Here is a 21,207-nt window from a genome sequence, read left to right on the forward strand (position 1 = left end):
TGGGCGTGTTCGTCGGCGCGTCCGGGCGGCGGGTGACGGCGGCGGGCGTCACGGTGGTGACGGCGCGGCGGACTGCGATGGGCCACCGCCGGGGGGTTGGCAGCGCGGACACCAGAGGGTGCCGCGTCCCGCCATCCGGTCCCAGCGGAGCGGCGTACCGCAGCGTGGGCACACCGGGTCGGTCTCCTCGCGGTGTCCGGTGAGCCAGGACGCCCGGGGCGGCACCCGTCCGGCGCGGACGGCGGAGTTCAGGGTGCGGGTCAGCTCAGTGTGCAGCCGGACGCGCTCGGCCACCGTCAACTCCCGTACCGCGAGGGCCGGGTGGAGATGGGCGCGCCACAGGATCTCGTCGGCGAGGAGGTTGCCGAGCCCGGCGACCACCGACTGGTTGGTGAGCGCGGACTTCACACCGCCGCGCCGTCCGGCGAGCCGCGCCTCGAAGCCCGCACGGTCCAACCCCAGTGCGTCGGGACCCTGTTCGCCGATCATCCGGTCAACGTCCGCCCGGTCGGCGAGCCAGAGGCCCTTCAGCTTCCGCTGGTCTCGATAGCGCAGCTGCCGGTCCCCGCCCACGGTGAACACCACCCGGTCGTGCGGGGCGAGCGCATCGTCCGGGGCCGCGCAGTGCAACTCGCCGGTCATGCCGAAGTGCAGGAGCACGGTCGGCCCGTCCGTCCGGCCCAGCAGCCACTTGCCGCGCCGCTCCGGTTCCGCGAACCGTCGCCCCTCCAGCTCCCGCCGGAAGCGCTGAGCGCTCACCCCGTGCAGCACTCCGGCGTCGCGGACCTCCACCCGGTCGACCAGCGCGCCCCGCGCGCAGTCGTCGAGCACCGCGCGGAACGCTTCGACGTCGGGGAGTTCGGGCATGGCGTCCACCACCGTCTTCCGTCGAGCCGCCAACGAGCCCGCGCACCACACCCGTTGGGGCCGGCCGCCCCGGTGTCACGTATCGCCGGGGCGCGCCCGGGCCGCCGGGCCCGGCACTCGCGCCGGGGTGTGTGGCTCGCCCGGGTGCGGCGCACCCTGCGTGCGGCCCGCCGGGTCAGGGGCGTGGCCGGGGCCGTCTCCAGTGTGCTCGGCCCGCCCGGCCCTGTCGCCCGGGGCTACGCCACCCGGCTGACCCGGGCCGTCCGCCCGGGAGTCCCGGCCGGACGCCCTGTGGGCGGGCGCCGTCGATCAGCGGCCGCCCGCCGATCACGGGCCCCGGCGGGACACCCGCACCCGCGCCCGGGATTTCCGCACTGTCGGCCGGGGCGGTCGTACCGTCGTCCGGGTGCCCGTCCGTCGGACGGGGGCCCGGCATCCGAGACCGTGACGCCCGTACCGGCGGCCGGGGGGCCGGGGCCGGTGTGGCCCCGTACCCCCGGCCGGTGGGTGCCGTCACCCCAGGGTCTGGCCCACCTCGTAACTCCCGGCGGGCTGCCGCACGATGACGTTCATCCGGTTGAAGGCGTTGATGACGGCGATGACCATCACCATCGCGGCGAGCTGGTGCTCGTCGTAGTGCTTGGCGGCGTTCGCCCAGACCTCGTCGGAGACTCCGCCCGCCGCGTCGGCGATCCGGGTTCCCTCCTCCGTCAGCTCCAGCGCGGCCCGTTCGGCGTCGGTGAAGACCGTCGCCTCCCGCCAGGTGGCCACCAGGTTGAGCCGCAGGGCGGTCTCCCCGGCGTGCGTCGCCTCCTTGATGTGCATATCGGTGCAGAACCCGCAGCCGTTGATCTGGCTGGCGCGGATCTTCATCAGCTCCTGTGTGGACCGCGGCAGGGTCGTCTTGGCCAGTAGCGGTCCCGTGGCGGCGAGTTGCTTCGCGACCTTGACGGCGTCCTGGCTGCCGAGCAGGTTCAACCGGGCGTCCATGGTGGCTCCTTCGCTGGTGTGTTCCGACACCCCCTTCACTGGACGGCCCCTCCGGATGTGACAGCACACGATGTGACGTGCGTCTCTCCCCTCCAGGGCGCCTCCCCGACGCCGCGCGCAGCAGGGGCCGTCCTCCTCGCTCACGAGGAAGTCACGTGTTACGTCGAGCAGTTGGAACGCGGCGTGCGGGCGGGCGGCGATGTTCGCTCCACCGACGGGAGGCGGCGACCATCCGGCCCGTCCTCGCGTGCTGCGTCGTCGGGGCGGGGGTCAGGTGCCGCGGGCGCGGGCCTGGTGGAAGCGGCGCGAGCCGTCGGAGAGGGCCACCATCGGTGCGGGGTAGTCGAGTTGGCGGCGTTCACGCTCGTCGAGTCGCCACGGTTCGTGGGCCGCCCGGCCGGGCAGCGTGGCCAGCTCCGGGAGCCAGCGCCGTACGTACGCGCCCTCCGGGTCGAGACGACGGGCCTGACTGACCGGGTTGAGCACCCGGTTGGGACGGGTGTCGGTGCCGGTCCCCGCCACCCACTGCCAGTTGAGCTGGTTGTTGGCGACGTCCCCGTCCACCAGCAGCTGGAGGAAGTGCCGGGCGCCGACGCGCCAGTCGACGTAGAGCGTCTTGGCCAGGAAGCTCGCCGCCACCAGCCGTGCGCGGTTGTGTGCCCACCCCTCGTGTGCCAGCTGCCGCATCGCGGCGTCGACGAGCGGATAGCCCGTCCGTCCCGCGCGCCAGGTGGCGGCGTCGTCTCCGTCGCCCTGCCAACTGTCGTGGTGCGTACGGTAGTCGGCGTGCGAGCAGCCAGGGCGGGCGGCGAGGACCTGATGGTGGAAGTCCCGCCAGGCGAGTTGACGGACGAACGCGCGGGCCCCCTCCCCACCCCGGTCCGTCGCCCGGCGCACCGTCTCGACGGGCGACAGGCAGCCGAAGTGCAGGTAGGGGGAGAGCCGGGAGGTGCCGTCCATGTCCAGCCGGTCCTGGCGGTCCGCGTACTCGTCCAACCCGTACCTCAGCCAGTGGTTCAGACGGCGCCGCGCCGGGCCCTCACCGCCCTGCGGCAGCCCGGGTGACACCCCACGGCCGGGCCGCCCCGGCAGACGATCCGACCGCACCCCCTCGGGCACCCGCACCGCGCGCGGCGCGCCCAGCGTGGACCGCGTCCCCTCCGCCTCCCAGCGCCGGAAGTACGGGGTGAACACCGCGAAGTGGTCCTTGCCCGCCGGGGTGACCGCCCCGGGCGGCAGCGCCGTGATCACCGCGTCGTGGACGTGCGGGGCGCAGCTGGTCCCCTCCAGCGCCCGCCGGAGACGTTCCTCGCGCCGCAGCGCGTAGCCGCTCACCCCCGCGCTGAGGTGTACCGCCCGCGCGCCGGTCTCGCGCACCACCCGCCGGACCTCGGTGGCGACCTCGCCCGTGCGCACCACCAGCCGTCCACCGGCGGCCCGTAGTGAACCGTCCAGGTCGGCCAGGCAGTCGGCCAGGAACGCCCGCCGGTTGGGCACGTCGAACCCGGCGTTCCGCACCCCCTCGTCCACCACGAACAACGGCACGATCCAGCCACCGGACGGGCGGAGCGCGGCCCGCAGCGGCGGATGGTCGTACGTCCGCAGATCGGAGGTGAACAGCACGACGGCACCACTCACGGGACCCTCCTCCGCGCGGGAGCCGCATCGGCGCCGCGCACTCCTCCGGCCCCCGGAACGCGGCCGTTCCGGACGCCGCCGGTACCGGGCACTCCGGCACCGGACACCTCGGTGACCCCGCCCGGCCCGGAGAGCGTCCGCGAGGTCGGCGCCGGGGATCCGGACCCGGCACACCCGGCTCAACGCCGCCTCACCGGAACGGGTGGCGCCCCGGCCGCCCCGAGAGCCACTGGCGACCCCCGGATGGCCCCGCCTGCGCGTCCCCGCGCAGCCGCCCCTGCTCAGCCGTCCTCGCCCGGCGTCCCCGTCCGGGCGTCAGGAGAGCGCGGCGCGGACGGCGGTGTGGGCGAGGACGTAGACGGCCGGTCCGCAGGTCAGCGTGGTGACGAGGTTGACGAGGGCGAGCCGCGGGGCGCCGTCGCGGGCCAGCCGCAGCGTCTCGTAGGAGAACGTGGAGTACGTGGTCAGCGCCCCGCAGAGGCCGACGCCCAGCAGCAGCTGGAGGTCGACGCCGCCGCCGGGCGCGGTCGCCCCGAGCGTCCCGCCGAGCGCGCCGAGCAGCCCGCCGAGCAGGAGGCAGCCCACGAGGTTGACGGTCAGGGTGCCCCACGGGAAGACGCCCGGCCACCGGCGGCGGACCGCGCCGTCGATCAGGTAGCGGAGCGGGGCGCCGACCGCGCCTCCGGCGATCACCAGCAGCCAGCTCACGTCGAACCCTCCCGTCGCTCACCCTCGCCCCCGGAGCGGCGGCCGCCCCGGGGCCCGCCCCCGGGCCCGTCCCCGTGGGCGTCCCGGGGCCCGGCTCCGGCTCCGCTCTGGCGTCGTACCGCGCGCTCCGTCGTCCACGCCGCTGTGGACGCCGCGAGGAGTACCGCCACCGGTGTGAGGACGAAGTAGCCGAGCTGGCCCACGTCGTGGAGCGCGATCCCGTACGGCTGGCCGTCGCCGAGGGCGTGCAGTTCGGCCGCGACGGTGGAGAGCGTGGTGAACCCGCCCAGGAAACCGGTGACGACGAAGGGGCGCAGCAGCGCGCCCGCCGTCCCGAACTCGGCGCTCAGCGCCATGAAGAGACCGATGAGCGCGCCCCCGAGCACGTTCACGCACAGCGTTGACCAGGGGAAACCGCCCGGGGACACGGGCCAGAGCAGCCCCGTCGCGTACCGCGTCCCCGCGCCCGCGCCACCGCCCAGCGCGACGGCGGCCACCACCGGCAGCTCGGTGCTCCAGCGTGCGCGGTGCCCGTCGGACGACCGTTGTTCCGGCCGCGACCGGATCCGCTCGTCCCGCGACCGGATCCGATCAGCCCCGGTTCGGTGATCCGCGATCCGCCCAGCCCCGGTTCGGTGGTCCCGGAGTCGCTCGGCCCGGGTTCGGTGGTCCCCGATCCGCTCAGCTCGGGTCCGGTGGTCCCCCATCCGGTCATCCCGGGACGGGGCGTCCCGCGACGGGCCCTCCGGGCGGGACGGATTCCGAGACGCGTTCCGGGACGGATTCCGGGACGGATTCTCCGGGCGGGACGGACCCTCGGGGCGGGAGCGGTACGTTCCGGGGCGGGGCGCGGGTCGGCCGGGCCCGGGAGGGTCCTCGGGCGGGTGTTCGGCGCTGGGCTCTCGATACACGGCGTCCCCTGCTCGTCGGCACCCCTGCCGAGCACGGGTGCTGTCTGTCACAAGCAGGGACCGTTGGTGGCGCGTACGACCACGGTTGGTGACGGCGGGCCCCACCGCCGTGCGGCGGTACGAGACCGCCGTGCCGCCCAGGCTACCGGCCGCCCCTCCTCTGTGGTACCGCCCGGAAAGTGGTCCCTGCCACGGGTTCCGGAGCCGCCGCCACCCCGCCCGCCGCCCCCGGATCCGGCCCGGGCTGGCGGTCGGGCGGCCGCCGGGCAGGGAGGCGTGTCGCGAGCCGCCCGACGTACGGCTACGGAGAGTTGACCGGAGGCGGGCGTCCCGGGAAAACGGCGCACCGCACCGACTGCGTCTGACAGACGGCTGCTCTACGGTGGAGGCGGTTGTTCGTGAAGGGAAGCACGGGCGACCACAGGGAGGCGGTTGACGCACGAGCCCCAGGGCTCCGAACGGCCATCCCGGGGGAGGCGCGGTGCGCGGTCGGCCTGCGAGGCGGTCGACGAGAGCGTGCCGCGCCACGCGCCCTTCGCACCCCGCCCGCCCCTGGCGCCCGTCACACCTACGCCCCTCACCCCAGGCGCTCCCGCCCACTCCCTCGTACTCGTCAGGCCGCCGCACACGGCCGCCATCCCGCGCGGCGGGCGGTCCGTCCACCACGGTGGCGGGCGGTCCGCCCCACGGCAGCGGGCGGTCCGGCAGTCTGCGGCGCCGGGCGGCTGGCCGGGCTCCCGACTCCGTAGCGTCCGGTGGCGCTCCGTGCACGTCACCGCCTGACCCGCGGCGACACCGAGGACGAGACGGGGACGGGTCAGGGACGGGTCGAGCACGGGGCGGGGGCGACCCTGTCGGGCCGCCGTGGGGCGTTGGGGCGGGGTGTTCGGGCGGGGCGGGTGGCGGGCGGAGAACTTCCGGCCGTCGGTCATGAACGCGCTCCGCCGGGGAACCCGGACCGGGCCAATCGACCGCGTCCCACCACCGGTGGACGAACTGAGGGATGACCATGGCGGACATCGACCTGACCGGTCGCCGTGTCCTGGCGATCGTCACGAACTACGGCGTGGAGCAGGACGAACTCCTCGTTCCCGTACGGCATTTGCGAGCCGCTGGAGCCGAGGTGGACGTGGCGGCGCCCTCCCTGGCGATGATCAGGACGCTGGAGGGCGACCGTGACCCCGGAGTGGAGGCCGACCCCACCCTCACGCTGGCTGAGGCCGACCCGGAGACCTACGACCTGCTGCTGGTGCCCGGCGGCACGCTGAACGCCGACTCACTGAGGCTGAACGACACGGCCATCGGCATCGTCCGAGCGTTCACGGCGGCGCGCGGGCCGGTGGCGGCGATATGTCACGGTGCGTGGGCGGTCGTTGAGGCGGGGGTGGCCGGGGGCAAGACGATGACCTCGTATCCGTCGCTGCGGACGGACATCCGTAACGCGGGCGGTCAGTGGATCGACGAGTCGGTGGTCACGGACGACTCCGAGGGGTATCTGCTGATCACCTCGCGTACCCCGCAGGACCTGCCGGACTTCCTCCGGGAGGTCGACACCGCCCTCGCGATGGCCCCCGTCTGACGCGCGGCCCCCGGGCGACCGGCGGTGCGTCACCGGTCGTGTGTGACCGGCGGTGTGCGACGGGCCCGGGCATCGGCACCCGGTGACCGCTCCCCGGGCGACCGGCACCGTACCGCTCTGACGTGGTGGCCCCGGCACGACCGCCCGGGGCCACCACCCCCGCTTGCCCCCAACCCCCGCGTCCGTCATGCGTGTCCGTCAACCGTGCCCCCCAAGTAGGAGCGCTCCAGGGTGAGTTGCGGACGAGAACGACGGCGGGCCGGAGAAGTGGCGACTTACCCCGACCATCCGGTCACGGGCGTCTTCGGTCGCGCCCTGATCTGGGAGTGCTCGACCGACGGTGGCACCACCCGGTGTGCCGGACTGCCGGTGCGGCCGGCGGCGAACGGGCCGGACGACGCGTCGGACGCCCACGCCGCCGGTACCGCACTGGAGCTCAACGATTTGGGAGACGCGGGTGGTTGGGCACTGTCGGACGGGACGGGGGACGAACTGCGCTGCGGGCTCGCTGGGGACATGACGCGGGCCCGGGGCCGCCGGAGGGTTCCGGGGCCCCGGGCCCGGGGGGAGGGGAGCGCCGTCCCCTCCCGGGTCAGCTCATCCGCTTACGTCAACTTGGGCTTGCGCGGGGCGAGATGCAGTTCCCGCAGCCGCGCGTCGTCCACCGCGCTGGGGGCGCCCATCATCAGGTCCAGCGCGTTGTTGTTGAGCGGGAACGCGATGGTCTCGCGGATGTTGGGCTCGTCGGCCAGCAGCATCACGATGCGGTCGATGCCGGGGGCGATGCCACCGTGCGGCGGGGCGCCGTACTGGAAGGCGCGGAGCATCCCGCCGAACTCCCGCCGCACGTCGTCCTCGGAGTACCCGGCGATCGCGAAGGCGCGGAACATGATCTCCGGATCGTGGTTCCGGATGGCGCCGGAGGACAGCTCGACGCCGTTACAGACGATGTCGTACTGCCAGGCGAGGATGTCCAGCGGGTCCTTCGTCTCCAGCGCCTCCAGGCCGCCCTGGGGCATGGAGAACGGGTTGTGGGAGAAGTCGGTCTCGCCGGTCTCCTCGTTCCGCTCGTACATCGGGAAGTCCACGATCCAGCAGAACCGGAAGACGCCCTCGGTGAAGTTGCCGGTGCGGCGCGCGGCCTCCACCCGCACCGCGCCCATGATCTTGGAGACCTCCGCGAACTCCCCGGCGCCGAAGAACACCGCGTGCCCGGCCGACAGGCCCAGCCGCTCGGTAAGTTCGGCGACGTCCGCCTCGGTGAGGAACTTCGCGACCGGACCGGAGAGCGTCGGCTTCCCGGCGTCCTCTCCGACGCGCACCCAGGCGAGGCCCTTGGCGCCCTGCTCGACGGCGAACTCCCCGAGCTGGTCGAAGAACTTCCGCGGCAGGTCCGCGGTGTCGGGCACGGCCAGCGCCCGGACGTGCTTCCCGGCGAACGCCTTGAAGTCCGAGTCCGCGAACACCTCGGACACGTCGGTGAGTTCGAGTTCGGCGCGGAGGTCCGGCTTGTCCGAGCCGTACCGCAGCATCGCCTCGCGGAACGGGATGCGGGGGAACGGGGAGGTCACCTCGCGGCCCTCGCCCAGCTCCTGGAACAGCTCCGTCATCACCCGCTCGATGACCCCGAACACGTCCTCCTGCTCGACGAAGCTCATCTCCATGTCGAGCTGGTAGAACTCGCCGGGGGAGCGGTCGGCGCGGGCGTCCTCGTCCCGGAAGCAGGGGGCGATCTGGAAGTAGCGGTCGAAGCCCGCGACCATCAGCAGCTGCTTGAACTGCTGCGGCGCCTGCGGCAGGGCGTAGAAGGTGCCGGGGTGCAGCCGGGAGGGGACCAGGAAGTCCCGCGCGCCCTCCGGGGAGGTCGCGGACAGGATGGGCGTCGCCAGCTCGTTGAAGCCCTGCGCGACCATCTTCTCCCGGATCTTCGCGATCACCGCCGAGCGCAGCATGATGTTGCGGTGCATCCGCTCCCGGCGCAGGTCGAGGAAGCGGTACTCCAGACGCCGCTCCTCGTTCACCCCGTCCTCGGCGTTGATGGTGAAGGGGACCTGCTCGGCGGTGCCCAGCACCTCGACCTGGGCGACCTCCACCTCGATCTCACCGGTGGGCAGCTCCGGGTTGACGTTGTCGGCGCCGCGCGCGGAGACCCTGCCGTCGATCCGGATGACCGTCTCCTTGGTGAGCGAGCTGAGCAGCTCGCTCACCGCCGTCCGCTCCGGGCGGACGACCAGCTGCACCACGCCGTAGTGATCGCGGAGATCGACGAAGAGGATGCCCCCCAGGTTCCGGCGATTGTGCAGCCAGCCACTCAGCCGGACGTCCGTGTCGACGTCCGTCGTCCGGAGCTCGCCGCAGGTGTGGGACCGGTACCGATGCATCACTCATCCAAGGGGGTCGGCTGGGGGGAGTAAGACGGCCCTCAGGGTACCGCCCCGGCCCTCTCCCGCTCGCCGGGGTTTCCTCAACCTACATAAAGTGGGGCAATGCACATCGAGGACGTGCTGACCGCCGTGGGAGTGGGTGTCTGGCGCTGGGAGAACGCCGACCAGACGGTGATAGTCGACGCCTACGCCGCGCGCCTCATCGGGGTGGAGCCCGACCCCGAGGGCGGTTCCCTGACCCTGTCGGAGCCCAGCGTCCGGGCCCGGATCAACCCGGTCGACTTCGTCGAGTACCAGGGCGCGGTCACCCTCGCCGTCGCCGAGGGCACCCTGGCCGAGGGCCAGGTCCGGATCGTGGACGACGACGGCCGCCTGCTGCGCACCGTACGGCTGCGGATGGCCCCGCAGATCGAGGAGCACGCCACGCGGCTGATCGGCCTGATCGCCGAGATCCCCGGCCCGCCCTCGGCCGCCGGCGAACCGGAACCGGCCGAGCAGGAGACCCGGAACGCGCCCGCCGTCACCGGGGACTGGCGACGCCACCGGGAGGCGTTCCTGCTGGACGCGGGGCGGGCGCTGGCCGAGGCCCAGTCGACCGCCGAGGTCCTGCGGGTGGCGGCCTCGCTCGCGATGCCCGGGTTCACGCCCAGCGCGCTCGCCGTCTTCGCGCTGGAGGGCGACCGGCTGCGGGTCATCGGCCACCACGGCCAGACCGACAGCGAGACGGACGAGCGTCCGTTCCTGGACATGCCGCTGTCCACCGACTACCCGGGCGCCGAGGTGGTCCGCACCGGCCGGGCGATCTACCTCTCCTCGCCCGGGCAGTACCAGCGCCGCTTCCCGACCAGCTGGCCGCTGGCCGAGCCGTACGGCCGCCAGTCCTGGGCGTTCCTGCCGCTCGCCGTGGCCGGGCGGTCACTGGGCGCCTGGATGGCCGCCTTCGACCACCGGGTCGCCTTCACCCCGGACGAGCGGTCCGTGCTGACCACCGTCGCCAGGATGCTCGGCCAGGCGCTCTCCCGCACCGCCCTCAACGAGACCGAGCGGGAGCTGTCCGCCGGGCTCCAGCGCACCATGCGGCCCGTCCGGCAGCCCCGGATCACCGGCATGAACGTGGCCGGGCGCTACATCCCGACCGGCGGCGGCCTCCAGGTCGGCGGCGACTGGTACGACGTGATCCCGCTCCCCTCCGGGCGCACCGCGCTGGTCATCGGGGACGTGCAGGGCCATGACATACGGGCCGCCGGGGTCATGGCGCAGCTGCGGGTGGCCCTGCGGGCCTACGCCGCCGAGGGCCACCACCCGGAGGCGGTCCTCGCCCGCACCTCCCGCTTCCTGCACGGCATGACGCCCGGCGGGTCGACGGAGTCCGCGGACACCACCGCGCCCGCCGAGTCCGTCCCGCACGGCGACTCCCCGCGCTTCGCGACCTGCCTGTACGCCGAGGTCGACGCCACCGCCGGGACGCTGATCGTGGCCCGCGCCGGGCACCCCGACCCCGTCATCCGGATGGCCGACGGCTCGGTCCTGACCCGTCCGACCGCGGGCGGACTGCCCCTCGGTATCGAACCCGATCCGGAGTACCCCACCACCCGTCTGGTCCTGGAACCCGGCGAGACTCTGCTGATCTTCACCGACGGCCTGATCGAGACCGGCGGCCACGACTGGGAGACCGGCTGGGAGCGCCTGCGCGGAGTCCTCACCGAGCAGGGCAGGCTCCGCGAGGAGCGGTCCGTGGTGGTCGAGGGCCCCAACCAGCGCGCGCCGCGCGGCGAGGGCCTGGAGTGGCTCGCCGACTCCCTGGTGCGCGAGGTGCAGGGACCCACCTCGCACTACGCGCGCGGCCCGCTCGGCGACCGGCGCGAGGACGACATCGCGCTGCTCCTCCTCGAACACGGCCCGGAGAGCGCCAGGGGCGCGGCCGCCGAGGCGGGCTCCGCCCGCCGCACCGTGCTGACCGTCGCGCAGGCCCAGTCCGACCGTGTCTCGGACGCCCGCAACCAGCTGCACAGCTTGCTCTACGACTGGGCCGACCCGGACCAGCTGGACGGCGCCGTGCTGATGCTCTCCGAGATGCTGACCAACGTCCTCATCCACACCGACAGCGACGCGCTGATGGTGGCCGAGGTCAGTGGCGAGTCCGGCTCGCGGCTGCTGCGCGTCACGGTCAGCGACCACAGTGACGAGCTGCCGCACCGCCGCCGCCCCGGCGAACTGGCCTCCTCCGGACGGGGGTTGGTGCTGCTGGAGATGCTGGCGGGCAACTGGGGCGTGGACCCGCAGGGCGAGGGCAAGCGCATCTGGTTCGAACTGCGCGAGGGCGAGGGCACCCCCGCCGCCGCGGCCCCACCCGGACTGGAGATCGAGGCCATCGAGTGACCGCGCCCCCGCCGCTCCGAACCCCCGTGGGGCCGAGCGCGGAACCCGGTGCGGAGCCCCAACCCTCCCCGGACAGCGGGGAATTCGGCCAGGGCGTGAGCGGCTCGCCCGGATCCGGTCAGGTTCGTCGCGAGGTGGCTGGGATTCCGTGACACACCGGTGAAGTTCGCGTACGAGAGTGGTGTCCGTAGAAACGCAAACCCAGGGGGGTTCGCACCACATGACCAGCACCACGACCTCGGCGCGCCGGGTACGCCCGGCCCGTGGCCCGCGCCGCCACACCCACTCGCTCGCCGCGCTCGCCGTCGCCGCGACCGCCGCCCTCGGCCTCACCGCCGTCGCCTCCGGCACGTCGGTGGCGGCCACCCCGGGCTCCGGCACGAGCGCCGTCAGCGCCTGCGCGGCGGCCGGAACCGCGCTGGACATCTCCGAGACGGGCCACACCACCCGCACGCTCACGCTCACCAACACCTCGGACGCGTCCTGCGTCGCCGCCGGTTTCCCGCACGTCTCCTTCGACCCGGCGCTCGACGGCTCCGCCAGCTGGGTCGAGGACTCCGAGCCCGCCGAGCCGGTGGTGCTGGAGCCGGGCGAGCGCGCCTACGCCAGCCTGATCCCGGTCTACGGCGAGGGCGACGAGGCCCGGCTCTCGGACCGCGTGGTCGTCGACCTGTCCGTCGGTGAGGAGGGCATGGCCGAGGGCAAGCCGCGGACCCTGAAGCACGAGATCGGCGTCTGGGACCCCCAGGTCACCGCCTGGCAGCCCACCCAGCCCAACTGACCATCACCCACGGATCGTTGACCCGGCAGGGTCGTCGGACGGTCCGCTCCGAACCGGTGGTTGAACCAGCCGCATCCCGCGGTTGACGAACCCCCGGGGCCGGAAGGTCACTTCCGGCCCCGGGACCACCGCACGGCCGCCGCCCGTGGCCGTGTCGCACCACCCGGCAGGACACCCGGGCCGTCGGCCCGGAGGACCGCCACCCGCACCACCGCCGCCCCGGGCCCGTCCGGAGACGGCGCCTCCACCGACCACCACCGGCCGCACCGCCGGTGACGACCGGTCAGCCGGAACCCGGCGCACCGGTGGCTGCCAGTGCCACACTGGACGAGAGACAACCCGGGCGTTCCCGCCCGGAAGCCCGGTCGGCCAACAGACCTGACACCCACGCCAGGTGGGGAGGAGACCGGCCGGGAGCACAGCGCGGGCCGGGGCCACCACAGCCCCGGCCCGCCGCCTGTGCCACTCCCAACTCACGCTGTGCTACGCCACGTTCGGCCTGTACCGGGTCGTTCCGGCCCACGTCCCAACCCACGTTCCGGTCAGCGCCGCCCACACCACCGGGCTCCTCAAAAGGGGCTACGCAAAGATCAGTTCAGCAAGTTCCAGCGGTGGTGAGACCGCGCGACCTGCTGGAGGAGGCGGTGCGGCAGGCGAAGCCCTCGGCCGGTCCCGTGGCGGACTGACCACCAAAACCCGCATCGCCGCGGAGGGCCGTTGCCGCCCGTTGTTCCTGCTCATCACGCCAGGGCAGCGGGCGGACCGCACCCAGTTCGAGCCTGTCATGGACAAGGTCCGCGTTCCCCGCACGGGGCCCGGGCGTCCTCGCCGCACGCCGGACAGCGTCGGAGCTGAGAGGGCATACAGAAACCGCCTCATCCATGCCTACCTCCGCAAGCGCGGCATCCGGCACGTGATCCCGGAGAAGAAGGACCACAAGGCCGCCCGCCTGCGCCGGGGATCACGCGGCGGACGACCCCGAATTTCGACATGGAGCGGTACAAAGATCGCAACACCGTGGAGCGGGCCATCGGGAAACTGAAGCAGTTCAGAGCCGTGGCCACCCGGTATGACAAGCGCGGATACGTCTACCTCGGCACCGTCACCGCCGCGGCGGTCGTCATCTGGCTCCGTTCGTGACCGGCCGGAGCCTTGAGGGCTGACAATCCGGAGCCTTGAGGGCTGACAATGGGGTGTTCGAACCGGGCGCACAACAGTGTTCGGCCCGCCGCTCTGTGACAGGAGGACCTATGCAACGGGGCGAAGTCTGGTGGGCCGATTTCGACGAGCGGCGCCCGGTCGTACTGCTCTCGGAGGTAGAGGCGTCCGAGTTCCGGGCAATGCAAGTCGTCGCTCCCGCGGGCACCGAGCTCAGTGGCGTGGCCGCTGAGCTGGCAGTAGGCGCCTCCGAAGGACTACCTCTTGAAGGCGTCCTGCGAGTCGCACTCCCACGCCCAGGCCTCATCCCCTGCACTTGGCTGGTCACCCTCACCCGGAAAGACCTGATCGAGCGGGCGGGAGCACTGTCGTCCACGAAGCTCGGTGAGCTCCAGGATCTTCTCCGACTCGGTGGACTTGAATAGGCTCCCGTGGGGCGGCCAAGCACTACGACTGCGCGGCTACATCGAGCCCGGCACCGCGACCGCCTTCGCAATCCTCGTCTGGCACCGATCCTGATCGAAGAGACACGCCTTACTTGGCGCCTTGGCGGGCGTGGGCCGCGCGCCCGTCCGTCTCAGTCGCGCTCGGCGGGGATCTGGCCCATCCGGCCCGCCTTGAAGTCGTCCATCGCCTGGGCGAGTTCGACGTGGCTGTTCATCACGAACGGGCCGTAGTGCGCCACCGGTTCGCGCAGCGGCGCTCCACCGAGGAGCACCACCTCGAAGTTGGCGCTGCGGGAGTCCTGCGCCTCGTCGGCGCGGATCGTCAGTGAGCCGCCGCCGCCGAAGACGACCGCCTGGCCCATCCGGAACGGCCGGCGTTCGGCCCCGGCCGAGCCGCTTCCCGCCAGCCCGTACGCGAGGGCGTTGAACTCCGGCCGCCAGGGCAGGGTCACCTCCGCCCCCGGGTTCACCGACATGTGGATCATCGTGATCGGGGTGTGGGTGGCGCCCGGACCCTCATGTCCGTCCAGGTCCCCGGCGACCAGGCGGAGCAGGGCGCCGCCGTCCTCGGAGGCCAGCAACTTCACCGTGCCGCCCCGGATGTCCTGGTACTTCGGCGCGATCATCTTGTCCTTGGCGGGCAGGTTCACCCACAGCTGGAGACCGTGGAACAGCCCACCGGACAGGACGAGTTCCTCCGGTGGCGTCTCGATGTGCAGCAGTCCGGAGCCCGCCGTCATCCACTGGGTGTCACCGTTGGTGATGACGCCGCCACCGCCGTGCGAGTCCCGGTGCACGAAGGTGCCGTCGATGATGTACGTGACGGTCTCGAAGCCCCGGTGCGGGTGCCAGGGGGTGCCCTTCGGCTCACCCGCCTGGTAGTCCACCTCGCCCATCTGGTCCATGAGCAGGAACGGGTCGAGTTCGGCCACGTCGATCCCGGCGAACGCGCGGCGCACCGGGAACCCCTCACCCTCGAAGCCGCTGGGCGCGGTGGACACCCGGGTGACGGGGCGCGGGGGCGCGGACTCGGGCGCCGGGGTGGCTATCCGGGGCAGGGCGAGCGGGTTCTCGACGGTGATGGCGGGCACGACCGACCTCCTGGGCTTCCCAGACTCCTCGGCGGCCGGGTCGTTCCGGATGCCGAGACCGCTGGAGCGGACTCCTGGACCGCGCGGATTCCACGCGTACGGACTTCCAGCAATGTAGTTGAATCCTTAACTTTTGCCAAGCGCTCCGGTGGGGCGGGCGACGGGGGGCTGGGTGGAGGTCGAGGCGGGGGTTGGGTGTGCGGCCGGGTGCGGCGCGGGGTGTGCGGGTGTGCGGCCGCTGGGTCGGGAGGCGTGCGAATGCGGGGTCGCCGAGGTGTGCGGACGGGGATGCCCTCGGTGGCGCCCGTCACGCTCGGTCTCCGCTCCCGTCACGTTCCGTGCGGGTTGCCCTCACGTGCCTGTCCGTCCACCGCCTGTCCTCCCAAACCGGGCTCAACGGGAGGACTCTCGCGCCCTGTTGTGACGCAGAGTGTCGACGAGGTGCGTTTTCCCGGATAAGTCGCCTTGCTCGTGCGGACGTTGGGTGCGGGCGCGCGGGTGGGGCGCTACTCTGAATCCTGAGTGGACTCCTCGTCCTCCATATGCCCTTCCCCGTACAGGGGTTGGGGGCCGCGAGGCCCGACGTCGGCTGGCGTCGGCCAGCCGAAGAGCGAGGAGGAGGAAGCTCATGACGCATGAACCATCCGAAGGCAGCAGCGAACGCTGGTCCGCTCCGGACCGATGGCAGGTCCTGTTAGCGGCCCTCAGCCTTCTGGTGGCCGTCGTCGCCGTGGTGGAGCAGGTGGTGCGCTGATGACCGCGTGGCTCCGGTCGAGCTTGGCCAGCGACTCGTGCCAGACGGGTCCGGCCGCCCCTTAATCGGCCGGACCCGCCTGGCTCCCGACCACGGGCGGGGCCCGGATCTGGCTGCCACCAGACCGGGCCTCCGCTCGTGCGGGGAACGCCATCCGACGGAGCGCGTCTCCGCGACTTCCCGGAGCCGTGCCCCGTCGTGTGACTCTCTCAATGTAGCCGCGCGCCCGGTCGGCCGCCCACCATCCAACGGCGCCGGGACCTCCCGCTTCCCGTCATCCCCCGGCGTCGTCGGACGTGCGGGTCCCTCCTCGGCGGTGTGTCCGCGGCTCCTCGCCGACGTGCGGGCGGTCGACCGAAGGAACGACGAAGACCGGGGTTCTGGGAGTCAGTTGGCGGTGCCGGGGGTGAAGCTGAGGGCCAACTCGTAGCGCCGAACGCGGCTGTCCACCAGACCCGGGAACACCTGCACCCGGCGCCACGCCTCCGCCTGCGCCTCGGAGTTGGCGGGGATGGCGAGGAACGCCTCGTGGGCCTCAGCGCTCATCCACTCGGTGTAGTTGAGCACCCGGCGGCCATCCGTCCCCAGGTGGAAGTGGGCCGAGAGGCCGTCCGGATGTCCCGGGGAGATGTCCAGCGCCTCGAACACCGTGTCCACCCAGGCGCGTTGACGATCCGGGTCGGGCCCGTCGAACTCCACCTCGGCGGTGACGAGACAGCCCGGCACCCGGTCGTCGCCCGGCTGCCGCGCCGTGCTGCGGTACAGCTCGTACCCGTGGAGGCCGACACGTTCGATGCCCGGCACCGCCGCGTCGATCTCGTCGTTCCGCGACTGCCGGTGGTCCCGCGCGAAGTCCTCGTAGCCGGACGGGGACGCCCACTGGGAGAAGTGCCCCAGCGTCTCGCCGTCGTGGCAGCGGAACACGTGGTAGCCGAGCAGTCCCTCGACCGGCCAGGGCCTGCCCTCCCAGGTGCGGGCGATCGCCTCCACCGCCGCCCGCTGCCGCTCGGGTGTGCCCAGTCGCCAGGTGCTGAACATGGGCGCGCCGACTCCGGCGAGCAGGGGATCGGGGTAGTTCTCGGAGCGGATGGTCGCGGTGTGGACGGTCATGGCGGGTCTCCCTGACGTAGTGGGCGTTCTTCCGCGCGGATCACCGCGCCCGCACCACCCTGGTAGTTGAAGTGCAATTGAGGTCAAGGGGTGTGGGTCGCCCGGGGGTTGGCGCTCGAACCGGGACCGGGGAGTTGGTCCTCGGGTCGGGAACGGGGCGTTGACGCCCGGGGCCGGGAGACGTGGGGCAGTTGACCGCTGGGCGGAGGTGAACGGCCGGGGGAAGGCGGTCGGTTGAGGCGGTCAGCAGGGACGGCCCGTGGGGGCGGTCGGTAGCGGCGGCCTGTGGGGGCGCTCAGTACAGACGGTCACCGAGGGGCGCGTACGCCTCCGCCATCCGGATCACCCGCTCCAGTGCCGTGCGTGCCTCCGAGGGGTCCGGCGCCTCCTCGGCCCGTGCCCGCAGGGCCGGGACCGTCGCCGGATCCGCTGGCCACAGGGCGCCCAACAGTCGCCCCGCCGCTATCGCAACCTCCGGCTGCCGCGCGTCGGTCAGGTGCTCCAGCAGTACGTCCCGCGTGGCGTCCGAGGGATCGTGTAGTGCCCGTTGCCGCAACGCGCCGACGAGCGGGGCGGGATCGGGCTCGCGGTCTTCCGCGCCGTTCGCGTCCCGCTCCGCGTCGGCCTCCGGGTCGGGGATCGCCGCCCCGCGCAACTCCTCCGGTACGGCGGGGTCGTTGGGCCAGACGGTGGCGAGGGTGCCCAGGGCCTGGGCCCGGTCGTCCGGGTCGGGCGCGTGGAGGGCCTGTTCCCGGACGAGTCGGTGGACCTCGGGTTCCTCGCCCCAGTGCGTCACCAGCGTCTGGAGGGCGGCGTGCCGGATCGCGGGGTCGTGGAGGACCTGGTGCTGGACGAGTTCACGCACGCCCGCCGCCTCGGTCCAGCGCCCGGCGAGCAGGTCGAGCGCGGAGGCGCGTACCTCCGCGTCGGGATCGTCGGCCGCCTGCCGTTCGACGAGCCGCCGCACCGCCGGGTCGCCCCAACGCCCCACCAGGCTGCCGAGAGCGGAGCCGCGGACTGCCACGTTGTCGTCCCGCGTGGCCAACCGCTCGGTCCACGCCCGGACTTCCGGGTCATCGCCCCAGTGCTGGACGAGGAAGTCCAGCGCCTCGCCCCGGGTGAGCTGCCCCTCGGGCTCGGTGGTGTGCTTCCAGAGGAGCCGCCGGATGTCCGCATCGGCCCCCTCGACCTTCATGAGCTGGGCGAACGCGTACCGGCGGAGGACGTACGAGGGGCCGTGGACGATATGCCGGAGGAGGAGGTCGTGGACCTCGTGGTCGTCGGGGTCACGGGTGCGCAGCCGTCCCAGCGCCGTACCCGGAAGGAACAACAGGGCGTCCGTGTCGAGTTGGTTCAGCGCGAAGCGCCGGACCTCGGGAACGTCTGCCCACTGGCCGAGCAGTCCGTTGAAGGCGATCGCCCGGAGGCTTCGATCCGTGTCGTGCGCCGCGATCCGGCGGACGAGGTCCATCGACTCCGGATGGTCCTTCCACGGCCCGGTCAGCTCGAAGACGCACCAGGCACGCACCTCCACACCGGGGTCCTCCAGTGCGCGGTCGCGGATCAGCGCGAACAGGCCCGGCTCGCCGGGAAACTGGCGACACAGGGTGTGCAGGGCGTTGGCCCGGTTCCGGGAGGACCACGCGTGCGTGCCCATCGTCCGCAGCGCGGTGGCGTCTCCGACGAGCAGGTAGCCCATGGCGGACTGGGGGGCGGGTGAGGACACATGGAGGTAGCGCCGGACGAGGGGGGCTCCCGCCCATCCCGGACCGAGGTGGATCAGCGCCGCCTCGATGTCCGAACGCACCCTGTAAGACACGTAGTTGGCGGTCTCCAAGTACCGGACGAGCACCCGGGCCGTGGCGAGGCTCTGGGCCTCCAGCTGCCCGACGCGCCGCACCTCCGCGAGGGCCCGGAGCGCCAGGACGGCGGGTGGCGCCGATTCGTCCTGCCTCGTTCGGCGCAGCTCCGTCACGGCGCAGAGCGCTGTGACGGAGGTGGAGGAGGCCACCGTCCACGGGGGTGCCGAGCCGGTCCCGTCGCCCCGCTCCAGCTCGAGCAGCCGGTCGATGGCGCGGGCGGCGATCCGCTCCCCGACCTGGCCCACGATCAGCAGCAGCACCTCGTGCCAGGCGGGGTCCGGCGCGCGGTGGGCGAAGACGCCGTCGAGCAGTTCCTCGTCGGTGAGTTCACGCGCGTCGAAGCGGCGGACGATGTCGGTGGCGGCCAGGTACTCCAGGAACGCCCGGTGAACGAAACCGTAGACCTGGCTGCCGTAGCGGCTGAGGATGAAGTTCCGCTCGCGGAACTGCCGCACCATCGCGCGGGCCACCTTCTTCGCGGGCGCCGTGCCCAGTTGGAGCGTCTCCACCAGGTACTCGGTGAACACCCGCTCCACGTCCTCCCCGAGGACGTGGTTGCCCGCGATACCGTCCGCCCCGGCCTGCATCCGGCGGGCGAGCCGCTCCAGCATCTCGCGCCGGTCCCGGTCGTCCAGATCGGCGATCGCCCGGATGTCCGGGGAGAGTTCGAGGTGTTTGGTGTCCTCGTCCAGGTGCGCGATGAGCACGTTGACCGCGTGCTGGTAGACCCCGGCCCGGTCGCGTGGCAGCCGCTGTCGCCGGGCGATGATCGCCAGGATCGTCAACAGCAGGGGGTTGCCCGCGAGTTCGCGCACCGGACGGGAACGCTCGATGGCCTCGGTGAGCCGGAGGCGGAGCCGTTCGGCCTGCGCCGGGTCGCCCGGGCAGACCGCCGCGTACCAGTGCGCGGCGAAGCGCCCGATCCGCTCCTCGTCCAGCGGCTGGATCATGTAGTGAACGAAGTCCGCGCCGTCGAGGGCGTGACGCCGGTAGCCGATCACCCGCGAGGTGACCACGGTCCGCACCGCCGGATAGCGGGCGGTGAACCCCGTGATCCGGCGGGCGACGTCCTCCCGAACGCGCGGGTCGAACAGCTCGTCCAGGCCGTCGAAGACGACCAGGGCCCGCCCGCCGGTGAGCCGCCGCCGCAGCAGCGCCGGGGAGGGAGCGTGCCCCTCGTGCTGGTGCACGTGGGCCAGGAAGTCCTCGAACGACCGCTCCCGCCAGTCCGCTTCGGCGTACCGGCGTAACTCGACCACCACCGGCAGGAGTCCACGCAGCGGCTCCAGCGGGCCGTCGAGCGAGGCGGAGGTGAGCGCCAGCGCCAGATAGCGGGCCAGCGTGGACTTGCCCGCGCCCGGATCGCCGAGCAGCGCCACCCGGCCCGACTCCGCCAGCGCCAGCGTCTCCAGCACCCCGACCGGCGGACGGTCCCGGTACGCCTCCCGCGCCTCCTCCCACAGCCGGGGATCGAGCCCGGGGGGTGCCCCCAACTCATCATTCGCCGACGGCCAGTTGAGGTCGCCGAGCGCGTCCGGCGACTCCGGCAGTTCGCCCGACTCGACCAGACGGCGGTGCAGTTCGGCGGGGAGTTCCAGACGGGGCGGATCGCGCCGCAGCAGCGGCGGGACGAACACCTCGCGCAGCCGCACCTGCGGATGCTCGCCCTCGGTGGTCGGGATCAGTACCTCCAGGTCCAGCCGCCCGTACGCCTCGTGGATACGCCGTACGTAGGCGTCCAGCGCCGCCCCCGCCTCCTCGTCGGTCAACTCCGTTTCGGCTGACGGGCCGTTGGGCCCCGGCGCCATCACGTAGGTGCGGTTGTCGTGGTACGTCCGGTTGTCCGTGATCCGGCTCCCGTGGCCGGTCGCGGCGTGCGTGACGTCGCCCCCCACGCCGAGCGCCCCCTCCCCCGAGACGCTGACCCGGACGTTGTCCCCGGACGGACCGACGTGCCCGGACGGGGAGACGTGCCCGGGCGAGGAGAGGAGCCCGGGCGGGTGGGCCGTCGTGCGCTCGGCGTCCGCCGCGCTTTCCGCGCCCTTCCGGGGTGCCGCGTCCATAGTGCGCTCCGGGCCCCGGTCGGGGTCCGCGTCCGGCGTCGGGTCCGCGGCTGACGAGCGGACGGTGTGGTGTGCGGCGGCGGCGGTCGTTCCGGCGGCGGTCGGTCCGACGGCGGGGGAGTACGCGGGTGGTGGTGGGATGGCGGGGGCGGCCGTCTCGGTCCCCCCGGACGGTGGCCCCGCGGCCGGTTTCGTACCGGCCAGCGGAGCGTGCCCCAACTCCCGGGCAGAGCCGTGCGGTTCGTCCTCCGGCTGTAACTGCCCGTCTGACTCCCGTGGTTCCGACGCGTCCTCGTTCACGGCTCCTCCGAATGACGTCGCCTCCGCGTGCCCGGCACCGCACGGGCGCCGCACCCGCCAGAGCACCCCACGCCCGTGGCCGCTCAACGTCCGTGTGTGCGCGACCGGTTGGGCTTTCCGTAACGGCCTTCCCCGTACACCCGCACCGGCCCTTCCCGTTCCACGGCCGCCTCATACCGGTCGGCG

At 73.1% G+C, this 21,207-nt stretch carries 14 protein-coding genes and 1 pseudogene; 6 read left to right on the forward strand and 9 right to left on the reverse strand.

Translation table 11 applies throughout. The features are described 5' to 3' along the window. Positions 1–48: 48 nt before the first annotated feature. From E0L36_RS19295 to E0L36_RS19315, 5 genes are all read right to left on the reverse strand, one after another. The gene (locus tag E0L36_RS19295) at positions 49–867 is read right to left on the reverse strand and encodes an Fpg/Nei family DNA glycosylase (protein ID WP_180930381.1); all 819 of its coding nucleotides are present in this window, start codon (positions 865–867) and stop codon (positions 49–51) included. Between the two features lie 513 nt (positions 868–1,380). After that, positions 1,381–1,857, reverse strand: coding sequence for a carboxymuconolactone decarboxylase family protein (locus E0L36_RS19300; protein ID WP_180930382.1), 477 nt, complete (start codon positions 1,855–1,857; stop codon positions 1,381–1,383). A 270-nt stretch (positions 1,858–2,127) separates the two neighbouring features. Beyond that, positions 2,128–3,495: a deoxyribodipyrimidine photo-lyase gene (locus tag E0L36_RS19305; protein WP_180930383.1), complete on the reverse strand. Its 1,368-nt coding sequence runs from the start codon at positions 3,493–3,495 to the stop codon at positions 2,128–2,130. A gap of 315 nt (positions 3,496–3,810) precedes the next feature. After that, complete coding sequence (locus tag E0L36_RS19310) at positions 3,811–4,203, reverse strand: CrcB family protein (protein ID WP_180930384.1); 393 nt, start codon at positions 4,201–4,203, stop codon at positions 3,811–3,813. After that, complete coding sequence (locus tag E0L36_RS19315; RefSeq protein WP_308416837.1) at positions 4,200–4,703, reverse strand: CrcB family protein; 504 nt, start codon at positions 4,701–4,703, stop codon at positions 4,200–4,202. Before E0L36_RS19315 ends, E0L36_RS19310 begins: the two co-directional genes overlap by 4 nt. Positions 4,704–6,123: 1,420 nt before the next feature. Here E0L36_RS19315 and E0L36_RS19320 point away from each other — a divergent pair. Next, positions 6,124–6,693, forward strand: coding sequence for a type 1 glutamine amidotransferase domain-containing protein (locus E0L36_RS19320; RefSeq protein ID WP_180930806.1), 570 nt, complete (start codon positions 6,124–6,126; stop codon positions 6,691–6,693). A 605-nt stretch (positions 6,694–7,298) separates the two neighbouring features. Here E0L36_RS19320 and aspS read toward each other — a convergent pair. After that, positions 7,299–9,074, reverse strand: a complete 1,776-nt coding sequence (gene aspS / locus E0L36_RS19325; protein WP_180930386.1) for an aspartate--tRNA ligase — start codon at positions 9,072–9,074, stop codon at positions 7,299–7,301. A gap of 105 nt (positions 9,075–9,179) precedes the next feature. Here aspS and E0L36_RS19330 point away from each other — a divergent pair, with 105 nt between their 5' ends. From E0L36_RS19330 to E0L36_RS19350, 4 genes and pseudogenes are all read left to right on the forward strand, one after another. Continuing rightward, the gene (locus tag E0L36_RS19330; protein ID WP_180930387.1) at positions 9,180–11,456 is read left to right on the forward strand and encodes a SpoIIE family protein phosphatase; all 2,277 of its coding nucleotides are present in this window, start codon (positions 9,180–9,182) and stop codon (positions 11,454–11,456) included. 220 nt (positions 11,457–11,676) lie between these two features. Continuing rightward, positions 11,677–12,237 carry a DUF4232 domain-containing protein gene (locus E0L36_RS19335; RefSeq protein ID WP_180930388.1) on the forward strand — a complete coding sequence of 187 codons (561 nt, stop codon included), beginning with the start codon at positions 11,677–11,679 and terminating at the stop codon, positions 12,235–12,237. A gap of 655 nt (positions 12,238–12,892) precedes the next feature. Then, a pseudogene (locus tag E0L36_RS27820) lies at positions 12,893–13,377 on the forward strand (IS5 family transposase); the annotation flags it as partial. 110 nt (positions 13,378–13,487) lie between these two features. Continuing rightward, entirely contained in the window at positions 13,488–13,820 is a 333-nt protein-coding gene (locus tag E0L36_RS19350) for a type II toxin-antitoxin system PemK/MazF family toxin (RefSeq protein ID WP_180930391.1), read from the forward strand. 152 nt (positions 13,821–13,972) lie between these two features. Here the strand turns inward: E0L36_RS19350 and E0L36_RS19355 are convergent, their stop codons facing one another. Continuing rightward, a complete protein-coding gene (locus E0L36_RS19355) occupies positions 13,973–14,932 on the reverse strand; it encodes a pirin family protein (protein WP_180930392.1) in 960 nt (319 codons plus the stop codon). A 628-nt stretch (positions 14,933–15,560) separates the two neighbouring features. Here E0L36_RS19355 and E0L36_RS27825 point away from each other — a divergent pair. Beyond that, the gene (locus E0L36_RS27825; RefSeq protein ID WP_258016337.1) at positions 15,561–15,686 is read left to right on the forward strand and encodes a hypothetical protein; all 126 of its coding nucleotides are present in this window, start codon (positions 15,561–15,563) and stop codon (positions 15,684–15,686) included. A gap of 387 nt (positions 15,687–16,073) precedes the next feature. On the opposite strand, the gene E0L36_RS19360 is transcribed toward E0L36_RS27825, so the two are convergent. Both E0L36_RS19360 and E0L36_RS19365 read right to left on the reverse strand, forming a co-directional pair. Continuing rightward, positions 16,074–16,796: an antibiotic biosynthesis monooxygenase gene (locus tag E0L36_RS19360; RefSeq protein ID WP_180930393.1), complete on the reverse strand. Its 723-nt coding sequence runs from the start codon at positions 16,794–16,796 to the stop codon at positions 16,074–16,076. A 295-nt stretch (positions 16,797–17,091) separates the two neighbouring features. Then, positions 17,092–21,021, reverse strand: a complete 3,930-nt coding sequence (locus E0L36_RS19365) for an NACHT domain-containing protein (protein ID WP_180930394.1) — start codon at positions 21,019–21,021, stop codon at positions 17,092–17,094. Positions 21,022–21,207: the final 186 nt, after the last annotated feature.

Source organism: Streptomyces sp. AJS327 (genome assembly GCF_013450295.1).
Lineage (GTDB): Bacteria > Actinomycetota > Actinomycetes > Streptomycetales > Streptomycetaceae > Streptomyces.